Genomic DNA, 24349 nt, shown 5'->3' with positions numbered 1-24349 from the left:
GTGACACAGCCGGTCGGCTGGTGCGTTACGACGTCAGTCGTTGACGCACTCGTTGCCGAACGCCGGGTTCAGCAGGCCGATCACGTTGATCGAGTTGCCGCACACGTTGACGGGAACGTGGACGGGAACCTGGACCACGTTGCCCGAGAGGACACCGGGCGAGCCGACAGCGGCACCCTGCGCCTCGGAGTCGGCGAAGGCCGGGGCGGCCATTCCCATGGCCATGATCGCGCCGGCAACGACGACGGCACTCTTCTTGTGCTTCACGTACTTCCCTTTCTCTGCGGTCATGCCCCTATGACGGCCGAAACCGGACGAGCCCAGCCTGAACGGCTCGCACCATGACCTGCGGGCTGTAGAACGAGGGGAAGGGGGCCGAAGAAACTACAGAAGGTGCGGCTCCCGGTAATTCACCCGAACGCTCCGCGTGGATTCGACAGGGGAAACGTCACTGCCATAAGGGAAGACCAACGGAAGAACCGACAGAAAGCAAAAACAGAAAATAATGTCAAAGAGCCCGGGTGCCCCCTGCGCGAAGTGCGAAGGGGCCGCCCGGGCGTCCTCTGTGACGGTGGGTCAGCTGCGGTCGGCACCGTTGCCCGAGAGCACCGGGATGTTGTCCAGGACGTGCGACACGGGCTCGTCACCCTTGGCCTGGGTGGAGTTCTCGGCGCACTGCTGGTTCTGCGGGGCCGAGAGGACCGGCACGTCCTGGAGGACGGTGACCGGGACCAGGATGCCGACGAGTGAACCCGCGTTGACCTTGGCCGGCAGGCCGACACAGAGCTTGTTCAGCGAGCCCTGGACCAGCTGCCCCTGGGGGCTCATGTCGCCGCCCGTCTTGGCGTTGCCGAACGCCTGCTCGGCGTGGTTGCCGTTGGCCGTGGTGACGCCGTCGTCGTTCCCGATGGCAAGCGCCTGGGGGGCTGCCGCCGCCGAGACGCCGACGACAGAAGCGGCGACCGCCGCCGTGGCCATTGCCTTCTTGAGCATTTCTCCGGTCCTTTCCTGGCAGAGACACATGTTCCTGCTTTCGCATCAACCGGAAGCGGCTCCATTGGTTTCGTACTGTCACCCGGTTGGCCCGTTCGGCACCCCGGAATTAAGGAATCCCTCGCGCGCGTGCGCCGTACAAACAGGCTTACCAAATGGGCCATCGGAGTGAATCGGAGCAACTATGCGGGCCGGGGGCAGTTGTCCAGGGCGCTCCGGTGGACGGGGTTACTCCAGAAGGGACCAGCAAGTGATCAAGAAGGTTATGGCTGCCGCGGCGGTCGCCGCTTCCGTCGCCGGTGTTTCGGCTGCCGCCGCGCCCCAGGCGATGGCGATCGGCAACGACGGTGGCGTCACCACCGCCAACGGCAACCACGCCGCGCAGATCTACGGCAACCAGGCGACGTACGGGAACATGAGCCCGCAGATGGCGCTCATCCAGGGCTCGCTGAACAAGCCCTGCATCGGCCTGCCGGCCAAGGCCAACCTGGCCTCGCTCGTCGGCCTCGTGCCGGTCACCGTCGCGCAGGACGTGCCGATCCTGTCGGCCCCGCAGAACCAGCAGTGCACCGAGAACTCCACCCAGGCCAAGGGTGACGAGCCGCTGTCGCACATCCTCTCCAACATCCCGGTGCTCTCCGGCAACGGCGCCGACCGCAGCTGACCTGCCGCACCACGCAGCGGACCGCTCGTCTCACGGCGGTCCGCTGCCCCTCTCACGTCTTCACGTCTTACGGCGGCGCGCGCAACTTCGGTCCCGAGGAACCCTGTGGGCCAATCGGGGCAAACCCCGCAACCGCACCGTCCACCGCACTGTTGATGAGTATGCGGCTCCGTTACGGGGCCATTCTCCGAAAGGGAACGAACATGAAGAAGCTGATGGCGACCGCGGCCATTGCCGCCTCTGTCGCCGGTCTGTCGGCCGCCGCCGCGCCCCAGGCGCTGGCCATCGGCAACGACGACGGCGTCACCACCGCCAACGGCAACGGTTCCGTCCAGAAGTACGGCAACCAGGCGACGCACGGCAAGATGAGCCCCCAGCTCTCGCTCGTGCAGGGCTCGCTGAACAAGCCGTGTGTCGGTCTGCCGGTCAAGGCCAACCTGGCCTCGCTCGTCGGTGTCGTGCCGGTCACCGTCCTCCAGGACGTGCCGATCCTGTCGGCCCCGCAGAACCAGCAGTGCACCGAGAACTCCACCCAGGCCAAGGGCGACGAGCCGCTGTCGCACATCCTCTCCAACATCCCGGTCCTGTCGGGCAACGGCGCCGACCGCAGCTGATCTCCGCAGCGGCGCGAACAGCGGGTCACCCCTCGTGGGTGGCCCGCTGTTCCCATGCCCGGCCCCGGTCGCCCGCCCGGCCGCAGCCGCCGTGCCCCGGTCTCAGCCTCCGTACAGCGCCTCGATCTCCTTGGTGTACGCGGCCGTCACCGCGTGGCGCTTGACCTTCAGGGACGGGGTGAGCAGGCCGTTCTCCTCGGTGAACTCGCCTTCCACCAGGGCGAATTCGCGGATCGACTCGGCGCGGGAGACGGCCTGGTTCGCGTGGTCGACGACCTTCTGGACGTCGGCGCGTATGCGGGGGTCGTGAACGAGCTCTGAGACCGGGGTGTCCGCCGGCATCCCGCGGACGTAGAGCCAGTGGGAGAGGTCCTCCCGGTCCAGGGTGATCAGGGCGGCGACATAGGGGCGGTTGTCGCCGACGACGACGCACTGGCCGACCGGGGGGCGGCTGCGGAGACGGTCCTCCAGGACGGCCGGGGAGACGTTCTTGCCGCCGGAGGTGACGAGGATGTCCTTCTTGCGGCCGGTGATGGTGAGATAGCCGTCCTCGTCGAGGTCCCCGAGGTCGCCGGTCGCGAACCACTCGTCGGCCAGCGCGGCGTCGGTGGCGTCCGGGTTGTTCCAGTAGGCGCCGAAGACGATGCCGCCCCTGATGAGTACCTCGCCGTCGTCGGCGATACGGATCGACGTGCCGGGGACGGGGAGGCCAACCGTGCCGGGGCGCGGGTCGAGGGGCGGGACGATCGTCGCGGCGGCGGTGGTCTCGGTCAGGCCGTAGCCCTCGTAGACCATGATGCCGGCGGCGTAGAAGAAGAGGTTGAGGTCGCGGTCGAGCGGGGAGCCGCCGCTGATGGCGTAGCGCGTGCGGCCGCCGAGTTCCCTGCGGATGCGGCGGTAGACCAGCAGGTCGTACAGGGCCCAGGCGGCGTACAGGCCGGGGCCCGGGCCCTTGCCGCGGCCGAGGAACCGGTCGAGGTGCGCCTCGCCGAAGCGGACGGCGATGCGGTGCGCGCGGTCGAAGGAGGCGGCGCGGCCGATCCGTTCGGCGGTGGCGCGGCCGGTGCCGTGGATCTTCTCGAAGAGGTACGGCACGCCGACCAGGAAGGTGGGCCGGAACTCCCGTAGCGCCGGGCGGAGTTCGTCGGGCTTGATGCTCGGGAAGTGGCCCAGTTCTATTCGGGCCGTCAGACAGGCGATCTGGAGGGTGCGGCCCAGGATGTGGGCGAGGGGAAGGAAGAGGAGGGTCGAGGCGATCTGGCTGGTGACCTCCTTGAAGACGGGGTGCAGCAGCTCGACGGTGTTCGCGGCCTCGGCGTGCAGGTTGGCGTGGGTGAGGACGCAGCCCTTGGGGCGGCCGGTGGTGCCGGAGGTGTAGCAGATCGTCGCGACGGTGTCTGGGGTGAGGGCCGCGCGGCGCCTGGTGACCTCTTCGTCGGGGATGCCGCCGCCCAGCACGGTCAGGTCGGAGATCGCTCCCCCGTCGAGCTGCCACACGTGCGGCGGATCGGGGTGGTCGGCCGTGCCGGTCGCGACCGCCGCCGCGTTCTCGGGGGTCTCGACGACGACGAAACGGGCGTCCGAGTCGCGGACGATCCACTCGATCTGCTCGGGTGACGACGTGGGGTACACGGGCACGCTCAGACCGCCCGCCGCCCAGACGGCGAAGTCGAGAAGCGTCCACTCGTAGCGCGTACGGGACATGACCGCGACGCGGCCGCCCGGTTCGAGGCCCGCCGCGATCAACCCCTTGGCGACGGCGGTGACTTCGTCGGCGAAGGCGGCGGCGGTCACCGGCCGCCAGGTGCCGTGCTGCTTGCGCCGGAGGACCACGGCGTCGGGGGCCTCGGCCTCGTTGGTGAAGGGCAGATCGGCGATGCTGCCGGTGGCGGCCTTCGGGGCGAGGGCAGGCATGCGCGCCTCACGGACGACTCCATGGTGGTCCCTGGTGATCCCGGCCTTGGCGCGGGCCGCCAGTTCGGTGCGCTTCTTCGCCTGTTTCAGGTCCTTGCGTACGCCCATGACGGCTCCCGGTCTCGCGGCTCGCGTTGCGCGTACTTACTTCCGGGTCAACTTACTCACGCGTAGGGGATTTTCAACCCGCTTGGAGATTTCCCGCCGTCGGGCGGAGTGCCCCGGCGGCCCGTGGACGGGCCTCCGGCGGCGGCCCGTTCCCGCTCCGGCTCCGTCTCCGGCTCCGGCTCCTTGCGGGTGCCTGGCCCGGGCAGAGGGCCTGCTCAACGCCTCCGTGGAGCTGGAGTGGACGCGGCGCGTCTACCGCGCGCTCGTCGGGGAGGTCCCGCACGGGTCCCAGGCGCAGCAGGGCCCGGACGCGTCGGCCGCGCTCGTCGTCGATACGTTGCTGCACGGCGCGGGCGACGGTCCGGCGCCGACCGACCTCCTTTCGAAGGGAATTCCGTGCGCCCCCACCGCCTTCGGTCCGTCTTCGTCACCGCTGTCGTGATCGCCGCCGCGGCCGTCTCCGGCACGGCGTCCGCGACTGCCCGTGTTCCGGCCGTCGCACACGCGTCGACCGCCCCCGCATCCGAACTCGGCGCCCTCACCGAGTTGTTCACCGAGCGGCTGTTGCTGGCCGACAAGGTGGCGGCGGCCAAGTACGGCACCGAGATGCCCATCGACGACCCGGTGCGTGAGCGGCAGATCCTGGACGACGTCTCCGCGCGGGCGGCCGGGCTCGGGCTCGACCCCGACTCCGTGGCCGCCGTCTTCCGCGACCAGATCGAGGCCAACAAGCTGGTCCAGCGCGGCCTGTACGCACGCTGGGACGCCCACCCCGACGAGCGACCCACCGAGCGCCCCGACCTGGCCAAGGAGGTCCGCCCGGCGCTCGACCTGATCACCACCCGGCTGCTGGCCGCACTCCGGGAGACGGTCCCGGTTCGCGGCGACGCCTCCTGCGGGCCGCGCCTGTACGCCGCGGCCGCGCTGTCCGCGTACGGGCACCGGCTGGACGTACTGCGGCTGAAGGGGCTCGGGCGGGCGCTGCCGTCGGTCTGCGGCGCGGGCTGACTTGGCGTCAGTTCCTTCTGCCCCTTCCCCCGTTCGGCCCACCTCGGGCGTCAAGCTCGGCTTGACGCGGGCCGATGAACGGGGCATGACGTCGACGCACTCTCCCGCGCATCCCTCGTACCCGAAGCCCCGTCCGCCCTCTTCTCCCTCCTCCGCCAGGTCGCTGCTGCCCGGGCCTGGGCAGCGGGCGGTGTGGGCGGACCGGGCCCGGCCGGCGGTGTGGCTCGGGCCCGCGCTCGTGGTGGCGTACGCCGGGTTCCAGCGGCGGTGGATGTCCGACGACGCCTATATCTACGTACGGACCGTGCGGCAGGTGCTGGCGGGGAACGGGCCCGTGTTCAACGCGGGTGACCGGGTCGAGTCGTCGACCGGGACCCTGTGGCAGTGGCTGCTCGTGGCGGCCGGGGCCGTGGGGGTGGATCCGGTGTCGGCGGCGGTGCTCGGGGGGCTGCTGCTGACCGCCGTGGGGTTCGCGTTCGCGGGGCTCGGGGCGCTGCGGACGTACGGCGGGCGGGCGACCGTACCGCTGGGGTCGCTGGTGCTCCTCGGGCTGCCGCCCGTGTGGGACTTCGCCACCTCGGGCCTTGAGACGGGGCTCGCGACGTGCTGGATCGCGGGGGCGTGGCTGGCGCTGATCACACGGCCCGCCTCGCTGGTGACCGCGGCGGTCATCGGGCTCGGGCCGCTCGTACGGCCCGACCTGGGGCTCGTGTCGGTCGTCTTCCTCGGCGCGCAGTGGCTGCTCGTGCGGCCGTCGTGGCGGGGCGCGCTCGGGGGTGCGGGGGCGGCGGGCGCGCTGCCGGCCGCGTACGAGGTGTTCCGGGCCGGGTACTACGGGCATCTGGTGCCGCTGCCCGCCGTGACGAAGGAGGCCTCGCAGAGTCTGTGGGGGCGGGGCCTCGGGTATCTCGGGGACTTCGCGCATCCCTATCTGCTGTGGGTGCCCGCGCTGTTCGTGGCGGCGGCGGTGCTGCCCGTGCGCGGGGGGCTCGGGGGCCGTGGGGGGCTCGGGGACAGCGGGGTCGCGCGGCTCGTTCCCGTGCTCGCGCCCGTCGTCGCCGGGGCGCTGTGCTGGCTGTACGTCATCAAGGTCGGCGGTGACTTCATGCACGGGCGGATGCTGCTGCCCGGGCTGCTGCTGATGCTGATGCCCGTCTTCGTGGTGCCGGTGACACGGGTGGGTGCGCTGGCGGCGGTCGGGGTCGGCCTGTGGGCGGTGGTGTGCGCGGGGTGGCTGAGGATTCCGTACGGCGGGCAGATCGGTCCGGCGGGGATCGCGGACGAGCGCGGGGTGTACGTCCGCCACAACGCCGATCCGCATCCGGTGCGGCACACCTTCGTGGGGGCTCCGCACCACCTGGAGTACGCGCGGAAGGTGTGGGCGGCTCGGTACTCCGGGGCGCCGGCGCTGCTGTTCGGCAAGGAGGGGCGGGTGGCGGCGCCGGTGGGCGCGGGCGCTCCTTCCATGACGGCCAGTTATGTGGTGCTGGGGCTCAACGGGTCCCTCGTGCCGCTGGACGGGGCCGCGCTCGATCCGATCGGGCTGGCCTATCCGGTGGCCGCGCACTCCGAGCGGGTCGGGGGCGGGCGGGTCGGGCACGACAAGCGGCTGCCGGCGGCGTGGCTCGCGGCCGACCGGGGTGTGCGGGGGGATGTGCCGGATTGGGTCGATCCCGCACAGGTCGCCGCTGCTCGGCGTGCTCTGCGGTGCGGTGGGCTTGCCGAGTTGAACTCGGCGACTCGGGGGCCGCTGACCCCGAGCCGCTTTCTCCGCAACGCGGCCGGGGCCTGGGAGCGGACTTCGTTCCGCTTCCCGAACGATCCGGTGCGGGCGGAGAGGGAACTGTGCGGGTGAGTGGGGGCTGGGGTGCGCGGTTCCTCGCGCCCCTCAAAGGGCCAGCCCCCACCCGCTCGCTACCCCAGGTCCGTGGCTCGGTCGATCGTCTCGGCCAGTTGGCGGATCGGCTTGCTTTCTGTGTCGGAGGCCAACTCGTCGGCTCGGTCGGCTAGTTCGCGTAGGGAGGGCGGGGCCGGCGCCGTGGCCCCGCCGGGGGCGTCGGAGCGGAGCACGTCCGCGAAGTACGCGGCTATCGCGGTGACTTGGAGACCGCTGCGCGCCGTCTCCGCGCCCCACAGACTCCGGTCGAGGGAGTCGGCCTCGATCTGTCCCGTCTCTTCGTGCGGAGTACGGGAGTTGGGGTCGAGCCACCGCACCGTGGCCGTGGCCAGATGCCCCGACGCCCCCGGCCTGACCCGCACCGCGTACAGGGCCGTGACCGTGTGGCCGGGGCCTATCTCGCCGCCGTCCACGCGGTCGTCGCGGAAGTCCTCGTCGGCGACCTGGCGGTTGTCGTAGCCGATCAGCCGGAACCGGTCGACGGTCTCCGGGTCGAAGGAGACCTGCGCCTTGGCGTCGCGGGCGGTGAGGTCGATGTTCCTCGGGAGCTGGTCGCAGAAGACCGTACGGGCGTCCTCGGCGTTGGACACGTACGTGGTGTGGCCGTCGCCCTTGTCGGCGAGGCGTTCCATCAGGGCGTCGCCGTAGTCGCTGCCCACGCCGACACCGAAGAGCGTGATGCCGTGCTCGCGGCGGGCGTCGGCGATGCGGTCGAGGATCGCGTCGGCGTCGGTCTCGCCGGTGTTGGCGAGGGCGTCGGAGAGCAGCACGACCCGGTTGGTGGCGCCCTCGCGCAGGCCGTCCACGGCGGTGCGGTAACCGGTGGTGACGCCCGCGCCGAGGTTGGTCGAGTCGGTGGGTTCGAGGGTGTCGATCGCCTCGTGGACACGATCGCGGTGGTCGCCGAGGCGGGTCATCGGGAGCACGGTCCTGGCCTCGTCGCTGAAGGAGACCAGCGCGACCGCGTCGTCGTCGCGCAGCCGTTCCGTCATCACGCCCAGGGACTCCTTGACCAGGTCGAGGCGGCCCGGCTCCGCCATGGAGCCGGAGACGTCGATGACGAAGGTCAGGGCGGCGGGCGGGCGTTCGTCGGCGTCCTCGGCCTCCCGGGTGGCGAGGCCGACCCTGAGGAAGCGCCAGTCCCGGTTCTCCTGACCGAACGTGTCGGAGTTGGGGTTCTCCTCGCCGCGTGAACCGTCCGGGGCCGCCGTGCGGGCGCCGTCGACCGTGACCGTGAAGCCGTTGCCGTCCGGGCGGTCGTAGTCCTGGCCGAAGCTGTTGATGAACTCCTCGGGGCGAATGGTGGACGGGTCGGGCCTGCGCCCTTCTTCAAGGGTGCGGCGCGCGTAGCCGTACGAGGCCGTGTCGACGTCCAGGGCGAAGGTGGAGAGGTAGTCGGCCGGTGGCGCGCTCTCGCGGAGTTCGCCCTTCCGGTCGCCCTCGGTGGTGCCGTCCTCGGCGCCCGAGGAGCCGGTCGGCCGGACGGGGCCCGGGGCCGGGAAGCCGTCACTCCCCTTGCCCTTGCTGCCACCCCGGTCGTACGAGCTGTCGCCGTTTCCGCCGCCACCGCAGGCCGTGAGCAGGAGTCCGGCGGCCACGGTCCCCGCGACGAGCGCGGCGCGTAGGCGCTGCCTCCCCCGCCGTCCCTGCCGAACCTGTCCGGCCCGGCCTCCCCGCGTGTCACGTTCTTCCCGCTCGTCCCACCGTGCCTGATGCCGTCCGTTGCGCCTCATGCGTGCCCCCTCGGGTGACCTCTTTGAGTCGACGTCTGTGACTGTGACGGCGGAGGCGGCCGGAAGGAGCGGGCCAAGGCGTTGCGGATGAATCTCAATGCGGCCACGGTGGGCGGCGGTTGAGACCGGTGGGAGACCCTCCGGAGACCTGGGAGTGTCCGGAGGGCCCGTACGGCGACGCTACCGGGATTCATTCGCAGTGCATCGGCCTTCAGGTGGTGAAGCGAATCTCGTGGTGTCGGCGTGGAGCGTCACGGATGCTGTTCCGCGGAGCAGGACAGCGCAGACGTCCATCACGGCCGGCGCGGAGCGTCAGTGGCCCTGATCCGGCGAAGCCGGGCAACACCCCCCCTGACCGAATTATCCGGCTTGTTCCGATCTTGCCGGTTCTTTCGGTTCCATGGGGTACTGGCCGTTCATATGTTCCCTCTGGTGACCGGGTGGCGCTCGTTCGTACGATCACCGCATGCAGCTTCGGTACTCCTTCCGGCTGTACCCGGACACCGGCCAGCGCGCGGCTGGGCTGGCCTTCCCCACCGCCGGGCACCTGTCGAAACAGCTGATCACCCGTGCGAAGCAGACCACAGAGCGGTCCTGGCTGGGCGAGGTCTCCGCGGTGGTGCTCCAGCAGTCCCTGCGCGACGCGGAGACCGCCTACCGCAACTTCTTCGCCTCCCTCAAGGGTGAGCGCAGGGACGCGAAGAGCGGTGCGCCCCGCTTCAAGTCCCGCAAGGACAGCCGTCAGTCGATCCGCTTCACCGCCAATGCCCACTGGTCGGTCACCGGCAGTGGGCGGCTGAACCTCCCGAAGGTCGGGGCGGTGAAGGTGAAGTGGTCCCGCACTCTGCCCGGGCAGCCTTCCTCGGTCACCGTGGTCAAGGACGCGGCCGGACGGTACTTTGCCTCGTTCGTCATCGACACCGACCCGCACGCCGACGCCGCCCGGATGCCCACCACCGACCACACCGTGGGCATCGACCTGGGCCTGACGCACTTCGCAGTCCTCTCCGACGGGACGAAGATCGACTCCCCGCGGTTCCTGCGCCGCGCGGAGAAGAAGCTGAAGAGGGCTCAGCGGGAGATGTCCCGTAAGCAGAAGGGGTCCAGGAACCGGGAGAAGGCCCGCCTCAAGGTCGCCCGCGCCCACGCGCAAGTGGCCGATGCGCGCCGCGAGTTCCACCACCAGCTCTCCACGAAGCTGATCTCCGAGAACCAAGGGATCGGAGTGGAGGACCTGGCGGTCAAAGGACTGGCGCGCACCCGACTGGCGAAGAGTGTGCATGACGCGGGCTGGACGCAGTTCGTGCACATGCTGGAGTACAAAGCGGTCCGGTACGGGCGCACCTTGGTGAAAATCGGCCGGTTCGAGCCGACCAGTCAGATGTGTTCGGCGTGCGGGGCCAAGGACGGCCCCAAGCCCCTGCACATCCGGGAGTGGACCTGTGCCGCCTGCGGCGCGGTCCACGACCGGGACCACAATGCCGCGAAGAACGTGAGAACGGCCGCCGGACTGGCGGTTGCAGCCTGTGGAGCGCAGGTCAGACCAGGACCCGTCCTGGCACAGCGCGACGAAGCAGGAAGCCACGGACTCCCGCCCGAACCCCGTGCCGCATAGCGGCACAGCAACGGACGGGAAGGCCAGAATCCCCGGGCTTCAGCCCGAGGAGCAAGTCAAGACACCACGTCCTTGCGGGCGAAGCCGCGGAAGGCCAGGGCGAACAGCACCAGCGCGTAGGTGACCGAGAGGGACGTGCCCTGGATCATGTCGCTCCAGTCGAGCTGCGGCTGGACGGCGTCGAGCCAGGCGTACTGCCAGTGCGCGGGCACGAAGTGGCGCCAGTCGCCGAGCGCCGTCACCTCGTCGAGGACGTTGCCGATGATGGTCAGCCCCACCGCTCCGCCGACCGCTCCCAGCGGGGCGTCCGTCCTGGTCGACAGCCAGAACGCCAGGGCCGCGGTGATCAGTTGGGACACGAGGATGTACGCCACGACGATCAGCAGGCGCAGGGCGGCGGTCCCGACGGGCAGCGTGCCGCCGACGGGGAGCTGCAGTGGCCCCCAGCCGTAGGCCGCCGTACCGACGGCGAGCGCGACGAGCGGCAGCAGCAGCAGCGCGGCCAGGCTGAGGCCGAAGGCGACGGCCAGCTTGGACCACAGCAGACGGGCCCGGGGCACCGGCGCCGCGAGCAGATAGCGCAGCGACGACCAGCTCGCCTCCGAGGCGACCGTGTCCCCGAAGAACAGCGCCACCGGGATGACGAGCAGGAAGCCCGCGGAGGCGAAGAGGTTCACGGCGGCGAAGTTCGCCCCGGACGTCGTCGCGGTGTCCATCAGGTTGATCCGCTGGGAGCCGTTGCCGCCGCCGCCCGGGTCGCCGACCTGGAAGGCGATCAGCAGGATGAAGGGCAGGGCGAACAGCATCCCGCCCATGACCATCGTGCGGCGCCGCTTCAGCTGCCGGACCAGTTCGACCCTCAGGGGCAGCGTGCGGCCCGCGCGGTAGCCGTCGGCGACCTCGACGGGCCGGGCGGAGCCGTCCCCCGCACGTTCCTCGGCGCGCTCTTCGCGCTCCTCGCGCTCCTCCGCGCGGTCGGTCAGCGTGCTCATGCGGACTCTCCGATCAAGGTGAGGAAGGCGTCTTCGAGACGGCGGTGGGGACCCACGGACTCCACGGGTACGTCCATCCGTACGAGCTCGGCGACCAGGCGCCGTGCGCTTCCGTCCGCGTCGAGCCGGACCAGGAGTCCGTCGTCGGTGCGGACGGCCGAGACGACGCCCGGCAGCGCGGCGACCTTCTCGACGACGGGCTCGTCCATCGGCGTGGCCGTGCCCACCAGCAGCGTGTCGCCCGAGCCGATGATCTCCTTCACCGGGCCCGCCTGGACCAGCTTCCCGTGGTCCATGACCACCAGGTGGGTGCAGGTCTGCTCGACCTCCGCGAGGAGGTGGCTGGAGACGATCACCGTACGGCCGGCCGCCGCGTAGCGGATCATGACCTCGCGCATCTCGCGGATCTGGGGCGGGTCGAGGCCGTTGGTCGGTTCGTCGAGGATGAGCAGGTCCGGCAGGCCGAGCATGGCCTGGGCGATGGCGAGGCGCTGGCGCATGCCCTGGGAGTACGTCCGTACCGCTCGGGACAGTGCGTCGCCGAGGCCCGCGATCTTCAGCGCCTCGTCCAGGTGCGCGTCCTCGGGCGGGCGGCCCGTCGCCCGCCAGTACAGTTCGAGGTTCTCGCGGCCGGAGAGGTGCGGCAGGAAGCCCGCTCCCTCGACGAACGCCCCGACGCGCGACAGCACCGGCGCGCCCGGCCGGATCGCGTGGCCGAAGACGCGGATCTCTCCGCCGTCCGGCTTGATCAGGCCCATCAGCATGCGCAGTGTCGTGGTCTTGCCCGCGCCGTTCGGCCCGAGCAGGCCCAGGACCTGGCCCTTCTCCACGCGGAAGGTGAGGTCCCGTACGGCGTAGCGGTCCGCCGACTTGGCGTACCGCTTGCTCAAGTCCGTGATCTGGAGCGGGACTTCGGCCTCTGCCGGGTCCGGGGCGGGTGCCGCCGTGCGGCGCCGTCCGCTGAGCAGCAGGGCCAGCGCGAGCCCGGCACCGGCGAGCGGAAGCCACCACACCCATGCGGGGAGCGCTGACGCGGCGGTGTCCCCGCCGAGCGGCGTGGGCACGGTCAGGGCGCTCTTCTGGGAGACCTGGGAGACGGTGTACGTCGCCGGGGCCGTCGGTGAGGCGTAGCCGAGGTCCGTCGAGGCGAGGACCAGGCGCAGCCGGTGGCCGTCGTCCACTTCGTGGTCGATCGCCGGAAGGGTGATGCGGACGTCCTTGCCGGCCTTGGCGCCCTCGACGCGGACGGGCTCGACCAGTTGCGAGGGCAGCACCGGCTGGGCACTGCCCGGGCCGACGTCGTACAGTTTCGCGAAGAGGACCGCGTCCTCGCTCGTCGACTTCACGTGGACCGTGACCGTCGGCGAGCCGGTGATCTGCAGGTCCTCCTTCAGGGGCGCCGACTCGAACGAGGCGAACTGGCCGGGGAAGTCGAGGGACACCCCGACTCCGAGGGAGGACAGCTGGGACAGGCCGCCCGCGCCGCCGAGGCCGGGCAGGGCCGAGATGGCGGGCGGGCTGGCGCCCGCCGGGTTGTCGAAACGCTGCTCGCGACCGGTCAGGGCGATCGACTGCCCCCCGCTCGTCAGGCCGGGGTATTTGTCCTCGGTCTCGCTGCCCAGCCGGGGCTCTCCGTCGCCGGAGCCCAGGCCGAGGGTCCGGGTGACCCGGAAGGCGGGGCCGGTGTCGACGCCCTTCTCGTCCTTCAGGTAGCGGTCGAACCACGTCTGGGTGCGGGCCTGGACACGGCTCGCCTCCATGTCGCCGCCGTCGTGCCCGCCCGCGATCCAGTCGACGTCCACGGGGGCGCCGTTGGCGCGGATCGCCTTCGCCGCGGTGTCGGCCTGGCCGAGCGGGAAGAGCGAGTCGGTCTGGCCCTGCATGAGGAGCGTGGGGACCTTGATGCGGTCGCCGACGGCGGCGGGGCTGCGCTCCTGAAGGAGCTTCGTCGCCGCCGCGTCGGGCTTGCCGGACTCCGCGACCCGGTCGTACATCTCGCACAGCTGCTTCTCGAACTTGTCGCAGCCGCCGCCGGTGTTGATGAAGATGCCGGCCCACAGCTTCTTGAAGACGCCGTTCGGGAACAGCGCGTCCGCGAGGCTCCAGTACGTGATCGCCGGGGCGATGGCGTCCACCCGGTCGTCGGTCCCGGCGGTGAGCAGGGAGACCGCGCCGCCGTAGGACGCGCCCGCCATGCCGACGCGCGGGTCGCCGGTCTTGTCGAGCTGGACCTCCGGCCTCTTGGCCAGCCAGTCGATCAGCTTGGAGGCGTCGGCGACCTCGCCCTTGGGGTCGTTCAGCCCGATCTTCCCCGTGGATCTGCCGAAGCCGCGGGCCGACCACGTCAGGACCGCGTACCCGTCGCGGGCGAGGTCCTCCGCCTGGGTGCGTACGTCCTTCTTGCTGCCGCCGAAGCCGTGCGCGAGGAGGACTGCGGGCCGGCGTCCGGCACTGTCGCCGGTGAAGTACGACGTGTCGATTCTCACCCCGTCGCTCGTACTGATGAGCTGGTCGGAGCGGTGTACCGCGGGTGCCCCGTCGGAGGCGACGGCACTCCACGTGCCGGCGCCGGCGAGCACCACGACGGCGGCCCCGGCGGCTATCCACCGTCGGGGCCGCCGCAGTGCGGGCAGTCGAAGATCCATGCGTCAACAGTACGGGCCGTACCTGTCGGCCCCGGACAGCTTCAGGCTGAACCCCCACCCCTCCCACGGGAGTACGGGACCCCCACCAGGTACCGCGTCCGCGGTACGCGGGGAGAGGGGAATTCGGGCAGCCGTGCCGGCGCGGGCGTCCGGCGGGTGCTCAGTGGTTGCGCGGGAAGCCGAGGTCGACGCCGGTGGGGGCGTCGGCGGGGTCGGGCCACCGGGTCGTGACGACCTTGCCGCGGGTGTAGAAGTGCGTGCCGTCGTTGCCGTAGATGTGGTGGTCCCCGAAGAGGGAGTCCTTCCAGCCACCGAAGGAGTGATAGCCCACCGGCACCGGGATCGGCACGTTCACGCCGACCATGCCCGCCTCGATCTCCAGCTGGAAGCGACGGGCCGCGCCGCCGTCCCGCGTGAAGATCGCGGTGCCGTTGCCGAAGGGGGACCCGTTGATCAGGGCCACGCCCTCGTCGTACGTGTCGACGCGCAGCACGCACAGCACCGGGCCGAAGATCTCGTCGCGGTAGGCGTCCGAGGCGACCGGCACGCGGTCGAGCAGCGAGAGCCCGATCCAGTGGCCGTTCTCGTGGCCTTCCACCGTGTAGCCGGTGCCGTCGAGGACGACCTCGGAGCCCTGGGCGGCCGCGCCCGTCACGTACGAGGCGACCTTGTCGCGGTGGGCCGCCGTGATCAGCGGGCCCATCTCCGAGGCCGGGTCGTTGCCGGGGCCGATCTTGATCTTCTCGGCGCGCTCGCGGATCTTCGCGACCAGTTCGTCGCCGATCGCGCCGACGGCGACGACGGCCGAGATGGCCATGCAGCGCTCGCCCGCCGAGCCGTACGCCGCCGAGACGGCCGCGTCGGCCGCCGCGTCCAGGTCGGCGTCCGGGAGGACCAGCATGTGGTTCTTGGCGCCGCCGAGGGCCTGGACGCGCTTGCCGTTGGCGGAGGCGGTGGTGTGGATGTGGCGGGCGATCGGGGTCGAGCCGACGAAGGAGACCGCCTTGACGTCCGGGTGCTCCAGGAGGCGGTCGACGGCCACCTTGTCGCCGTGGACGACGTTCAGCACGCCGTCCGGCAGCCCTGCCTCCGCGAACAGCTCCGCGAGGCGGACGGACGCCGACGGGTCCTTCTCGCTCGGCTTCAGCACGAAGGTGTTGCCGCACGCGATGGCCAGCGGGAACATCCACATCGGCACCATGGCCGGGAAGTTGAACGGCGTGATGCCGGCCACGACACCGAGCGGCTGGCGGATCGAGGCGACGTCGACCCGGGAGGCCACCTCGGTCGACAGCTCGCCCTTCAACTGGACGGTGATCCCGCACGCCAGGTCGACGATCTCCAGGCCGCGCGCGACCTCGCCGAGCGCGTCCGAGTGCACCTTGCCGTGCTCGGCGGTGATCAGCTCGGCGATCTCGTCGCGGTGGGCGTCCAGCAGCGCGCGGAACTTGAAGAGGATCGCGGACCGCCTGGCGAGCGAGGAGGTGCCCCAGCTCGCGTAGGCGTCCTTCGCCGCGGCGACCGCGGCGTCCACCTCGTCGACCGTCGCGAAGGCGACCTTGGTGGTCACGGCACCGGTCGCCGGGTCGGTCACCGGCCCGTACGTGCCCGACGCGCCCGCGGCGTTCTCCGCGGGCTTGCCGCCGATCCAGTGGTTGACGATCTTCGTCATGACCGAGTGCTCCTTCACAGATGGCGGCGCCGGGTGGAGACGTGCCGTTCGTACAGCTCACGGGCCTTGACCGCCGACGGTCGGGTCGCGGTCTCGGCCACGGGAACATCCCACCAGGCCTGGGCCGGAGGCGCGCCCGACACTGTGTCTGCCGTTTGGGTCTCCACGTAGACACAAGTGGGAGTGTCGTCGGCCCGGGCCTCGGCGAGGGCGGCCCGCAGGTCGCGTACGGTCTTCGCGCGCAGGACCCGCATGCCCAGGCTGGCCGCGTTGGCGGCCAGGTCGACGGGCAGCGGACGCCCCGTGTAGGTGCCGTCCTCGGACCGGTGGCGGTAGGCGGTCGCGAACCGCTCGCCGCCGACCGTCTCGGAGAGGCCGCCGATGGACGCGTACCCGTGGTTCTGCAGGATCACGACCTTGATCGCGATGCCCTCCTGGACGGCGGTGACGATCTCCGTCGGCATCATCAGGTACGTGCCGTCGCCGACCAGCGCCCAGACGGGCCGGTCGGGCGCCGCGAGGCGTACGCCGATGGCCGCCGGGATCTCGTAGCCCATGCAGGAGTAGCCGTACTCGACGTGGTACTGGTCGCGGGAGCGGGCGCGCCAGAGTTTGTGCAGGTCACCGGGGAGGGAGCCGGCCGCGTTGATGACGATGTCGTCGCCGGTGACGATCTCGTCGAGCAGCCCGAGGACCTGCGGCTGGGTGGGCCGGATGTCCGGGTCCTCGGCCTCGTAGGCGGCGTCGACGCGGTACTCCCAGCGCTCCTTGTCGTCCGTGTACTCGGTGACGTACGCGGGTTCGGCGCGGTGCTTGTGCAGTGCGAGCGCCTCGGTGAGGGACTCCAGGGCCGTGCGGGCGTCCGCGATCAGCGGCTGTCCGGAGAGCTTGTGGCCGTCGAAGGACGCGATGTTGAGGTTCAGGAAGCGCACGCCCTGGGCGGTGAAGAGGGTGCCGGAGGCGGTCGTGAAGTCGGTGTAGCGGGTGCCGACGCCGATCACCAGGTCCGCGGTGCGGGCGAGTTCGCAGGCGGTCGCGGTGCCGGTGTGCCCGACTCCGCCGACGTCCGCCGGGTGGTCCCAGGTCAGCGAGCCCTTGCCGGCCTGTGTGGAGGCGACCGGGATGCGGGTGAGGTCGGCGAACTCCTTCAGCGCGTCCTCGGCCTCGCTGTGGTGGACCCCGCCGCCCGCGACGACCAGGGGGCGCCGGGCGTCCCGAACCGCCCTTACGGCGGCGGCCAGTTCCTCCGGGTCGGCGACCGGACGGCGGACCTTCCAGACGCGCTCGGCGAAGAACTCCTCGGGCCAGTCGAAGGCCTCCGCCTGCACGTCCTGCGGGAGCGCGAGCGTGACGGCACCCGTCTCTACCGGGTCGGTGAGCACCCGCATCGCCTGGAGGGCGGCGGGGATCAGGGCCTCGGGGCGGGTGATCCGGTCGAAGTACCTCGACACCGGGCGCAGACAGTCGTTGACCGACACATCGCCCGCGTACGGAACTTCGAGCTGCTGGAGGACCGGGTCGGCGGGGCGGGTCGCGAAGACGTCACCGGGCAGCAGGAGCACCGGCAGGTGGTTGACCGTGGCGAGGGCGGCGCCGGTGACGAGGTTGGTGGCACCGGGCCCGATGGACGTCGTGACCGCCTGGACGGAGAGGCGGTTGGACTGGCGCGCGTAGCCGACGGCCGCGTGGACCATGGACTGTTCGTTGCGGCCCTGGTGGTAGGGCATCACGGGGGGCTCGGGGGGTGTCCCCCCGGACGACACAGTGCCGTACTCCAGGAGCGCCTGCCCGAGCCCGGCGACGTTGCCGTGCCCGAAGATGCCCCAGGTGGAGTCGACCAGGCGGCGTCGCACGCCGTCGCGTTCCGTGTACTGGGCGGCGAGGAACCGCACCAGTGCCTGCGCGACCGTCAGCCTTGTCGTCGTTGACGTCGGCTCTGTCATCGGTAGCCCTCTGCGCTTTCTTCGTGTCCCGGGTGGAAGCAGATCCGCCACGTCATACGTCTGAACGGGCCTTACGTCTCTACGACCCGCCCGCCGATCCGTACGGCCCGCCCGCCGATCCGTACGGCCCGCCCGCCGGTCCGTCGCCGTGCACAGCCGATGACGGAGACCTCCGGCGCGGGGCCGTAGCGGGCGGGGAGTCGTCGCTCGCACTTCGCTCCTGCCAGGGCGAAGCGGCTTCCCGCGCCGGAGGCGATCAGCACCCGGGCGTCACAGGGAGTGTGCGCGAAGTCGGTGACTCCGTCGAACACGCCCTCCCCGCCCGGGAGTTCAAATGGTTTGTCCTCTTTATTCCCCTCTGTGCGCACAGTACAACCGCCGCCGGGGAGGTGTGGCTCGTCGGTCATCTCGGCTTCCCCTCACAGCAGCCCGACGGCGGTGTCGACCGCGGCCCCGACATCGCCGTCGGCCGGGTAGAGCAGCGAGCGTCCCACCACCAGCCCCTGGACGGTGGGCAGTTGGAGAGCACCGCGCCATTTCTCGTACGCACCCTCCTGGTCGGCGCCGACGTCTCCGCCGAGCAGGACGGCCGGGAGCGTAGAGGTTTCCATGACGCGGGCCATGTCGTCCGGGTTCTCCGTGACGGGGACCTTCAGCCAGGTGTACGCCGAACTGCCGCCCAGGCCGCTCGCGATGGCGATGGACCTGGTCACCGCGTCGGCGCCCAGGTCGTTGCGCAGCGTGCCGGTGGTGGGGTCGCGGCGGCTGAGGAACGGCTCGACGAACACGGGGAGCCGGCGCTCGGCCATGTCGTCCACGGCACGGGCCGCCGACTCCAGGGTGGTGAGCGAGCCCGGGTCGTCGTGGTCGATCCGCAGCAGCAGTTTGCCCGCGTCGAAGCGGAGCCGCTCGATGTCCCGCGGGCGGTGTCCGGTGAACCGGTCGTCCAACTCCCAGGCGGCGCCCGCGAGTCCGCCCCGGTTCATCGAGCCCATGACCACCTTGTGGTCCAGCGCGCCGAGCAGCAGCAGGTCGTCGAGGATGTCGGCGGTCGCGAGGACGCCGTCGACCCCCGGGCGGGAGAGGGCGAGGCAGAGCCGTTCGAGCAGGTCGATCCGGTTGGCCATGGCGAGCCTGCGGTCGCCCACGGAGAGGGCTCCCCGGGCGGGATGGTCGGCGGCGACGATCATCAGCCGCCCGGACTCGCCGAGGAGCGGCCGGCGGGGCCGCCGGGCGGCGGCCTCCTCGACGGCCTCGGGGCGCTGGGCCCGGATCCGGACGAGCTCCGAGACGTCGATGCCCGTCGCGGCGCCACCCGCGGAGGCGTACGCCCCTGAGGCGCCCTCTTCGCGTCGGCCGGCCCCCGCGGATCCCGTCCTCACAGCACGGCCCCCGCCTTCAGGGCCTGCTCGACCTCCGCCGGGGTCGGCATCGCGGAGGAGCACTCCAGGCGGGACGCGACGATGGCTCCGGCGGCGTTGGCGTGCCGCATGATCCGCTCCAGGTCCCAGCCCGCGAGGAGGCCGTGGCAGAGGGAGCCGCCGAACGCGTCGCCCGCGCCGAGGCCGTTGAGGACCGTCACCGGGAGGGGCGGCACCTCCGCCGACTCGCCCTGCCGGTTCACGGCCAGGACGCCCTTGGGGCCCTGCTTGACCACGGCCAGCTCCACGCCCGCGTCCAGGAGGGCGCGGGCGGCCGCGTGGGGCTCGCGCACGCCCGTGGCGACCTCCACCTCGTCGAGGTTGCCGACGGCGACGGTGGTGTGGCGCAGGGCCTCGGCGTAGAAGGGCCGGGCGGCCTCCGGGTCGGCCCAGGCTGTGTCTTTCCAAAACGCCGGCCGCCAGTCCAGGTCGAAGACAGTCGTGCCGGACTTGGCGCGGTGGGCGAGGGCCGCGAGCGTCGCCGTGCGGCTGGGCTCCTCGCTCAGGCCCGTGCCCGTGACCCAGAAGATCCGGGTGTCGCGGATGGCGTCCAGGTCCAGTTCGTGGGCGTCGATCTCCAGGTCGGGCGCCTTGGGGAGCCGGTAGAAGTACAGCGGGAAGTCGTCCGGCGGGAACACCTCGCAGAAGGTGACCGGCGTCGGCAGTCCGGGCACGGGTGTCACCCAGCGGTCGTCGACCCCGAAGTCCCGCAGCGCCTCGTGCAGATACGTCCCGAAGGGATCGTCACCGGTCCGCGTCACCACGGCCGTACGCCGCCCGAGCCGAGCCGCCGCCACCGCCACGTTGGTGGCCGAACCGCCGAGGAACTTCCCGAAGGAGGTCACCCGCGGGAGCGGCACCCCGGTCTGCAGCGGGTAGAGGTCCACGCCGATCCGCCCCATGGTGATGAGGTCGTACGCACTGGACTCCGCGGACTCGGCCATCGAGTTCCCTTCGTATCGGTAGACCCAAGGTCTAGCGGCGCTCACAGAACCCTGTCAATTGGTTGTCCGGACATTCGGACAGGCCTTGACACCTCTCCCCGACGGACCCGAAGCTGACGCTCATGACGTCGTTGTCACCTCAGTCATCGCCTCAGTCCTCACTGTCGCGCATCCGCGTCGGCTCGGCCCCCGACTCCTGGGGGGTGTGGTTCCCCGACGACCCCCAGCAGGTCCCCTGGCAGCGCTTCCTCGACGAGGTCGCCGAGTCCGGGTACGAGTGGATCGAGCTGGGCCCGTACGGCTATCTGCCGAGCGAGCCGGCCGTCCTCGCGGACGAGACCGCGCGCCGCAACCTGCGGGTGTCGGCCGGCACGGTCTTCACCGGGCTGCACCGCGGCCCGGACGTGTGGGACGCCACCTGGGCCCATGTCTCGGACATCGCCGCGCTCACCCAGGCGATGGGCGCCGAGCACCTGGTCGTCATCCCGTCCTTCTGGCGGGACGACAAGACCGGCGAGGTCCTGGAACCCGACACGCTCACGGCCGAGCAGTGGCGCCACCTCACCACGCAGACCGAACGGCTCGGGCACGAGGTGCGCGAGCGGTACGGGCTGAAAATCGTCGTCCACCCGCACGCGGACACGCACATCGACAGCGAGGAGAACGTGGCGCGTTTCCTCGACGGCACGGACTCGTCGCTGGTGTCGCTGTGTCTGGACACCGGGCACTACGCCTACTGCGGCGGCGACAGCGTCAAGCTCATCGAGACGTACGGTGAGCGGATCGGGTACCTCCACCTCAAGCAGGTGGACCCGGAGATCCTCGCCGACGTGCGGGCCAACGAGGTTCCGTTCGGGCCCGCGGTGGCGCGTGGCGTGATGTGCGAACCGCCGGCCGGGGTGCCCGCGCTGGAGCCGGTGCTGGCCGCCGCGCAGAAGCTGGACGTGGAGTTGTTCGCCATCGTCGAGCAGGACATGTACCCGTGCGAGCCGGACAAGCCGTTGCCGATCGCCCAGCGCACGCGGGCGTTCCTGAGGTCCTGCGGAGCGTGACGGCTCCGCCGGGGCGCGTTCTCGGCCGCGGGTCGGTCGGGGCCGGCCGCGCAGTTCCCCGCGCCCCTGAAGGGGCGCGGGTCTTCTGTTGCGCAATGCGTCACTCGTGTCACAAAAGACCCCTTCCTGTCACACATGTCGCGTGTACGCGGGTCTTGCGTCACACCCGCGCGACAGGCGCTACCGGGTGGTCACGCTGTGTCGTTGAGCGGGCACAGGCTTTGTGATCGCCAGCGCAGTGCCCGGCTCCCCCGACGGCCGCCCCTCGGCCGCCGCTGCGGCGCGCGCAGGGAGGTGCAACTCATGACCGACCGAAGGCTCTGGTCGTACAAGGAGATCGCGGCGCACATCAAGGTGCAGCCGGACACCGTGCGGTCCTACCGCAAGCACGGGCTGCTGCCCCCGCCCGACCACGTGGAGAGCGGCAAGCCCTACTGGTACGCCGACACGGTCCGCGCCTGGGTCGCCTCCCGGCCCGGCAACAGAGGCCGCAGAGACGGCTGATCACCTCCCGGCACGCCAACCACGACCACAGGGCCCCCGCACGGCAGGCGTGCGGGGGCCCTCCCATGTCGGTCCGGGGATGCCGGGCCCGGAGACGGCGGTCCGGGGAGCGGGCGGCTCACGCCCACGGCTCGATGATCGTCACCCCCGCCCCCGGCGCCGCCCCCATCGACGCCAGCGCCGCGGGGGCCGCGTCCAGGGGGATCGTGGACGTCACCAGGAGGTCCGGACGCAGCACCCCGGCCCGTACGGACTCCAGCATCGGCGGGTAGGCGCGTGCGGGCATGCCGTGGCTGCCGAGGAGTTCGAGTTCCAGGCCGATCACCCGGGACATCGGCAGCGTCGGGTCCTGGGGCAGCAGGCCGACCTGGACGTGCCGGCCCCGGCGGCGCAGGCTGCCGACCGACGCCGCGCAGGTGGCCGGTGAGCCGAGGGCGTCGAGGGACAGGTGGGCGCCGCCGCCGGTCAGTTCGCGGACGGCCTCCGCCGTCTCGTCGGGCCGGGCGTCCCGGGCCGCCGCCACGCACTCCGCCGCCCCGAACTGCCGCGCCAGTTCCAGCGCCCGGGGCGAGAGGTCGACCGCGACGACCCGCGCGCCCGCCGCCGCCGCGATCATCACGGCGGACAGCCCGACCCCGCCGCAGCCGTACACGGCCACCCACTCCCCCGCCGCCACCCGCCCCTGCGCGACGACCGCGCGGAACGCCGTGGCGAACCGGCAGCCCAGCGAGGCCGCCGTCCCGAAGGACAGCTCGTCCGCGACGGCGACGAGGTTCACGTCGGCGTGGTCCAGGGCCACGAACTCGGCGAACGACCCCCAGTGCGTGAACCCCGGCTGGGTCTGCCGCTCGCACACCTGCTGGTCGCCCGCCGCACAGGAGGCGCAGCCGCCGCAGGCGCAGACGAAGGGCACCGTGACCCGGTCGCCGGGGCGCCAGCCGGTCACCAGGCCGCCCACCGCCTCGACGGTTCCGGCGAGTTCGTGCCCCGGGACGTGCGGCAGCGCGATGTCCGGGTCGTGGCCCTGCCAGCCGTGCCAGTCGCTTCGACAGAGGCCGGTTGCCTCGACGCGCACCACCACTCCGTGCGGCGCGGGGGTCGGGTCCGGCACGGTTCGCAGTTCGGGCGGCTTTCCGTACTGCTCGAACACCACTGCGCGCATATGTTTCGCCCCTCCGCCGTCGTCCTGTGGATCACTGTTCCTGATCGAACGCTAGATGCCCTGCGGGCAGGCGGGGGCCGGCCGCACCCCTCGCCCTCGGCCCGCATATGCCAGAAAGGCGCATAACGACCACTTGCCATAAAGTGCGGACAACTCCTCCAAGATCGGCTCTCCGAGTCGCACTTCCGAGCACGAGGGACCTGTCGTGACCCAGCCCCCGCCGCCCGGCACACCCCGAGCTCGCATCCCCGGCCCTCAGCAGCCCCCTCGCTCCTACCCCCGCCCCCGCACCGGTCTGTGGCGGCGGTGCCTGTGGGGCGGGCTGGCACTCTGGGCGCTCAGCGTGCTCGTCACGTACGCGACCGGGAACACCACCCTGCTGCCGACGCTGATCCTGCTCGGCAGCTTCCTGGTCCCGGTCGTCTTCGTGCTGTGGGCGTACGAGCACCACGGCCGTGACCTGGGCGTGAACGTGATCCTCGGCTGCTTCCTGACCGGTGGCGTACTGGGCGTGCTCGGCGCCTCGGTGATGGAGTACTACCTGCTCCATCCGTCGCTGTGGATGTTCGTCGGGGTCGGGCTCATCGAGGAGGCGGTGAAGGCGGCGGCGCTGATGTTCGTGCTGCGCCGGCAGACCCGCATCCGCGGACTGCGGGCCGGACTCGTGCTCGGGGCGTCGGTCGGTTTCGGGTTCGCGGCACTGGAGAGCGCGGGGTACGCGTTCAACGCGGCCGTCTCGACCGAGGGCATCGATCTGCGGGCGCTGCTGGAGACCGAGATCCTGCGGGGCGTGCTCGCCCCCTTCGGGCACGGGCTGTGGACGGCGATCACGGGCGCGGTCCTGCTCGCGCACCGCCGCCCGGGCGGGCACTTCGCGTTCACCGCCCCGGTCGTCGCCACGTACGCCGGTGTCGCGCTCCTGCACGCCCTGTGGGACTCGACACACGGCATCGCGCTCTGGCTGGTGGCGCGGCTGACGCACGCGGGGCTCGACCCGGCCCTTTTCGGCGCGGGTTACCTGCCGGCCGTGACGGACCAGCAGAAACATCTCTTCACGCTGTTCTCGGTCGGCGGCATGGCCGCCGTGTCGCTGATGGGCATCGCCTGGGTGCGCTCACTGGTGCGTCGCGACCCCTCTTGGCGAAATACCCCCTAGGGGTACAGTGTGGTTAGTGTGAGGCCCTCGTGGGCCACGCACGCCCCACACGTCTCGACGAGGAGCAACGACATGACCGCCCAGACCGACACCCCGGGCTCCCTCACCACCGTCTACCAGGTGAGCGGGATGAGCTGCGGACACTGCGAAGGCTCGGTGTCCGGCGAGATCTCCGAGATCGCCGGTGTCACCTCGGTGAAGGCCGTCGCCTCCACCGGCGAGGTGACCGTGGTCTCCGCCGCCCCGCTCGACGAGGAGGCCGTGCGCGCCGCCGTCGACGAGGCCGGCTTCGAGCTCGTCGGCGGGGCCTGA

21 protein-coding genes and 1 pseudogene are annotated in these 24349 nt (G+C 71.5%); 10 read left to right on the top strand and 12 right to left on the bottom strand.

What is annotated here, in order from left to right:
- Positions 1–33: 33 nt before the first annotated feature.
- Together ACH4YP_RS16985 and ACH4YP_RS16980 are read right to left on the bottom strand one after the other, a co-directional pair.
- On the bottom strand, positions 34–291 hold the full coding sequence (locus ACH4YP_RS16985) for a chaplin (RefSeq protein ID WP_398491023.1): 258 nt from the start codon (positions 289–291) through the stop codon (positions 34–36).
- Positions 292–576: 285 nt separating this feature from the next.
- Positions 577–993: a rodlin gene (locus ACH4YP_RS16980; RefSeq protein WP_361059139.1), complete on the bottom strand. Its 417-nt coding sequence runs from the start codon at positions 991–993 to the stop codon at positions 577–579.
- Between the two features lie 250 nt (positions 994–1243).
- Here ACH4YP_RS16980 and ACH4YP_RS16975 point away from each other — a divergent pair, with 250 nt between their 5' ends.
- Positions 1244–1657 carry a rodlin gene (locus ACH4YP_RS16975; protein WP_360060168.1) on the top strand — a complete coding sequence of 138 codons (414 nt, stop codon included), beginning with the start codon at positions 1244–1246 and terminating at the stop codon, positions 1655–1657.
- 203 nt (positions 1658–1860) lie between these two features.
- Positions 1861–2271 carry a rodlin gene (locus ACH4YP_RS16970; protein WP_398491022.1) on the top strand — a complete coding sequence of 137 codons (411 nt, stop codon included), beginning with the start codon at positions 1861–1863 and terminating at the stop codon, positions 2269–2271.
- Positions 2272–2373: 102 nt separating this feature from the next.
- On the opposite strand, the gene ACH4YP_RS16965 is transcribed toward ACH4YP_RS16970, so the two are convergent.
- A complete protein-coding gene (locus ACH4YP_RS16965) occupies positions 2374–4293 on the bottom strand; it encodes an AMP-dependent synthetase/ligase (RefSeq protein WP_398491021.1) in 1920 nt (639 codons plus the stop codon).
- Between the two features lie 226 nt (positions 4294–4519).
- Here ACH4YP_RS16965 and ACH4YP_RS16960 point away from each other — a divergent pair, with 226 nt between their 5' ends.
- From ACH4YP_RS16960 to ACH4YP_RS16950, 3 genes are all read left to right on the top strand, one after another.
- On the top strand, positions 4520–4735 hold the full coding sequence (locus ACH4YP_RS16960) for a hypothetical protein (protein ID WP_398491020.1): 216 nt from the start codon (positions 4520–4522) through the stop codon (positions 4733–4735).
- Positions 4690–5301 (top strand): chorismate mutase, encoded by a 612-nt coding sequence (locus ACH4YP_RS16955; RefSeq protein ID WP_398491019.1) that lies wholly within the window; start codon positions 4690–4692, stop codon positions 5299–5301. The genes ACH4YP_RS16960 and ACH4YP_RS16955 overlap by 46 nt, the downstream gene beginning before the upstream one ends.
- Before the next feature lie 85 nt (positions 5302–5386).
- Positions 5387–7156: a hypothetical protein gene (locus ACH4YP_RS16950; RefSeq protein WP_398491018.1), complete on the top strand. Its 1770-nt coding sequence runs from the start codon at positions 5387–5389 to the stop codon at positions 7154–7156.
- 59 nt (positions 7157–7215) lie between these two features.
- Here ACH4YP_RS16950 and ACH4YP_RS16945 read toward each other — a convergent pair whose 3' ends face one another.
- Entirely contained in the window at positions 7216–8931 is a 1716-nt protein-coding gene (locus ACH4YP_RS16945) for a von Willebrand factor type A domain-containing protein (RefSeq protein WP_398491017.1), read from the bottom strand.
- Positions 8932–9397: 466 nt separating this feature from the next.
- Between ACH4YP_RS16945 and ACH4YP_RS16940 the strand changes: the two genes are divergently transcribed.
- Complete coding sequence (locus ACH4YP_RS16940) at positions 9398–10546, top strand: RNA-guided endonuclease InsQ/TnpB family protein (RefSeq protein WP_398491016.1); 1149 nt, start codon at positions 9398–9400, stop codon at positions 10544–10546.
- Positions 10547–10602: 56 nt separating this feature from the next.
- Here ACH4YP_RS16940 and ACH4YP_RS16935 read toward each other — a convergent pair whose 3' ends face one another.
- The 7 genes and pseudogenes from ACH4YP_RS16935 to iolC all read right to left on the bottom strand — a co-directional run bounded on the left by ACH4YP_RS16935 (position 10603) and on the right by iolC (position 20163).
- Positions 10603–11538, bottom strand: coding sequence for an ABC transporter permease (locus ACH4YP_RS16935; protein ID WP_361059122.1), 936 nt, complete (start codon positions 11536–11538; stop codon positions 10603–10605).
- Entirely contained in the window at positions 11535–14183 is a 2649-nt protein-coding gene (locus ACH4YP_RS16930; RefSeq protein ID WP_398491015.1) for a CocE/NonD family hydrolase, read from the bottom strand. The genes ACH4YP_RS16935 and ACH4YP_RS16930 overlap by 4 nt, the downstream gene beginning before the upstream one ends.
- A gap of 160 nt (positions 14184–14343) precedes the next feature.
- Complete coding sequence (gene mmsA, locus ACH4YP_RS16925) at positions 14344–15855, bottom strand: CoA-acylating methylmalonate-semialdehyde dehydrogenase (protein WP_398491014.1); 1512 nt, start codon at positions 15853–15855, stop codon at positions 14344–14346.
- Between the two features lie 14 nt (positions 15856–15869).
- The gene (gene iolD, locus ACH4YP_RS16920) at positions 15870–17798 is read right to left on the bottom strand and encodes a 3D-(3,5/4)-trihydroxycyclohexane-1,2-dione acylhydrolase (decyclizing) (protein WP_398491013.1); all 1929 of its coding nucleotides are present in this window, start codon (positions 17796–17798) and stop codon (positions 15870–15872) included.
- A 161-nt stretch (positions 17799–17959) separates the two neighbouring features.
- Positions 17960–18178 (bottom strand): annotated as a pseudogene (locus ACH4YP_RS16915) (5-deoxy-glucuronate isomerase); the annotation flags it as partial.
- A gap of 39 nt (positions 18179–18217) precedes the next feature.
- Positions 18218–19096: a deoxyribose-phosphate aldolase gene (locus ACH4YP_RS16910; RefSeq protein WP_361059170.1), complete on the bottom strand. Its 879-nt coding sequence runs from the start codon at positions 19094–19096 to the stop codon at positions 18218–18220.
- A gap of 80 nt (positions 19097–19176) precedes the next feature.
- Positions 19177–20163, bottom strand: coding sequence for a 5-dehydro-2-deoxygluconokinase (gene iolC / locus ACH4YP_RS16905; protein WP_398491012.1), 987 nt, complete (start codon positions 20161–20163; stop codon positions 19177–19179).
- A gap of 122 nt (positions 20164–20285) precedes the next feature.
- Between iolC and ACH4YP_RS16900 the strand changes: the two genes are divergently transcribed.
- The gene (locus ACH4YP_RS16900) at positions 20286–21215 is read left to right on the top strand and encodes a sugar phosphate isomerase/epimerase family protein (protein ID WP_398491011.1); all 930 of its coding nucleotides are present in this window, start codon (positions 20286–20288) and stop codon (positions 21213–21215) included.
- Between the two features lie 303 nt (positions 21216–21518).
- Positions 21519–21719 carry an AlpA family transcriptional regulator gene (locus ACH4YP_RS16895; RefSeq protein ID WP_055615575.1) on the top strand — a complete coding sequence of 67 codons (201 nt, stop codon included), beginning with the start codon at positions 21519–21521 and terminating at the stop codon, positions 21717–21719.
- A gap of 118 nt (positions 21720–21837) precedes the next feature.
- On the opposite strand, the gene ACH4YP_RS16890 is transcribed toward ACH4YP_RS16895, so the two are convergent.
- The gene (locus ACH4YP_RS16890) at positions 21838–22881 is read right to left on the bottom strand and encodes a zinc-dependent alcohol dehydrogenase family protein (protein WP_361059109.1); all 1044 of its coding nucleotides are present in this window, start codon (positions 22879–22881) and stop codon (positions 21838–21840) included.
- 205 nt (positions 22882–23086) lie between these two features.
- Here ACH4YP_RS16890 and ACH4YP_RS16885 point away from each other — a divergent pair, with 205 nt between their 5' ends.
- Entirely contained in the window at positions 23087–24037 is a 951-nt protein-coding gene (locus tag ACH4YP_RS16885; protein ID WP_361059107.1) for a PrsW family intramembrane metalloprotease, read from the top strand.
- A gap of 72 nt (positions 24038–24109) precedes the next feature.
- Complete coding sequence (locus tag ACH4YP_RS16880; protein ID WP_361059105.1) at positions 24110–24349, top strand: heavy-metal-associated domain-containing protein; 240 nt, start codon at positions 24110–24112, stop codon at positions 24347–24349.

Source organism: Streptomyces sp. NPDC020747 (genome assembly GCF_044334695.1).
Taxonomy (GTDB): Bacteria; Actinomycetota; Actinomycetes; order Streptomycetales; family Streptomycetaceae; genus Streptomyces.
The sequence above is the reverse complement of the archived record's forward strand: the minus strand, read 5'-3'. Positions and strand labels throughout refer to the sequence as shown.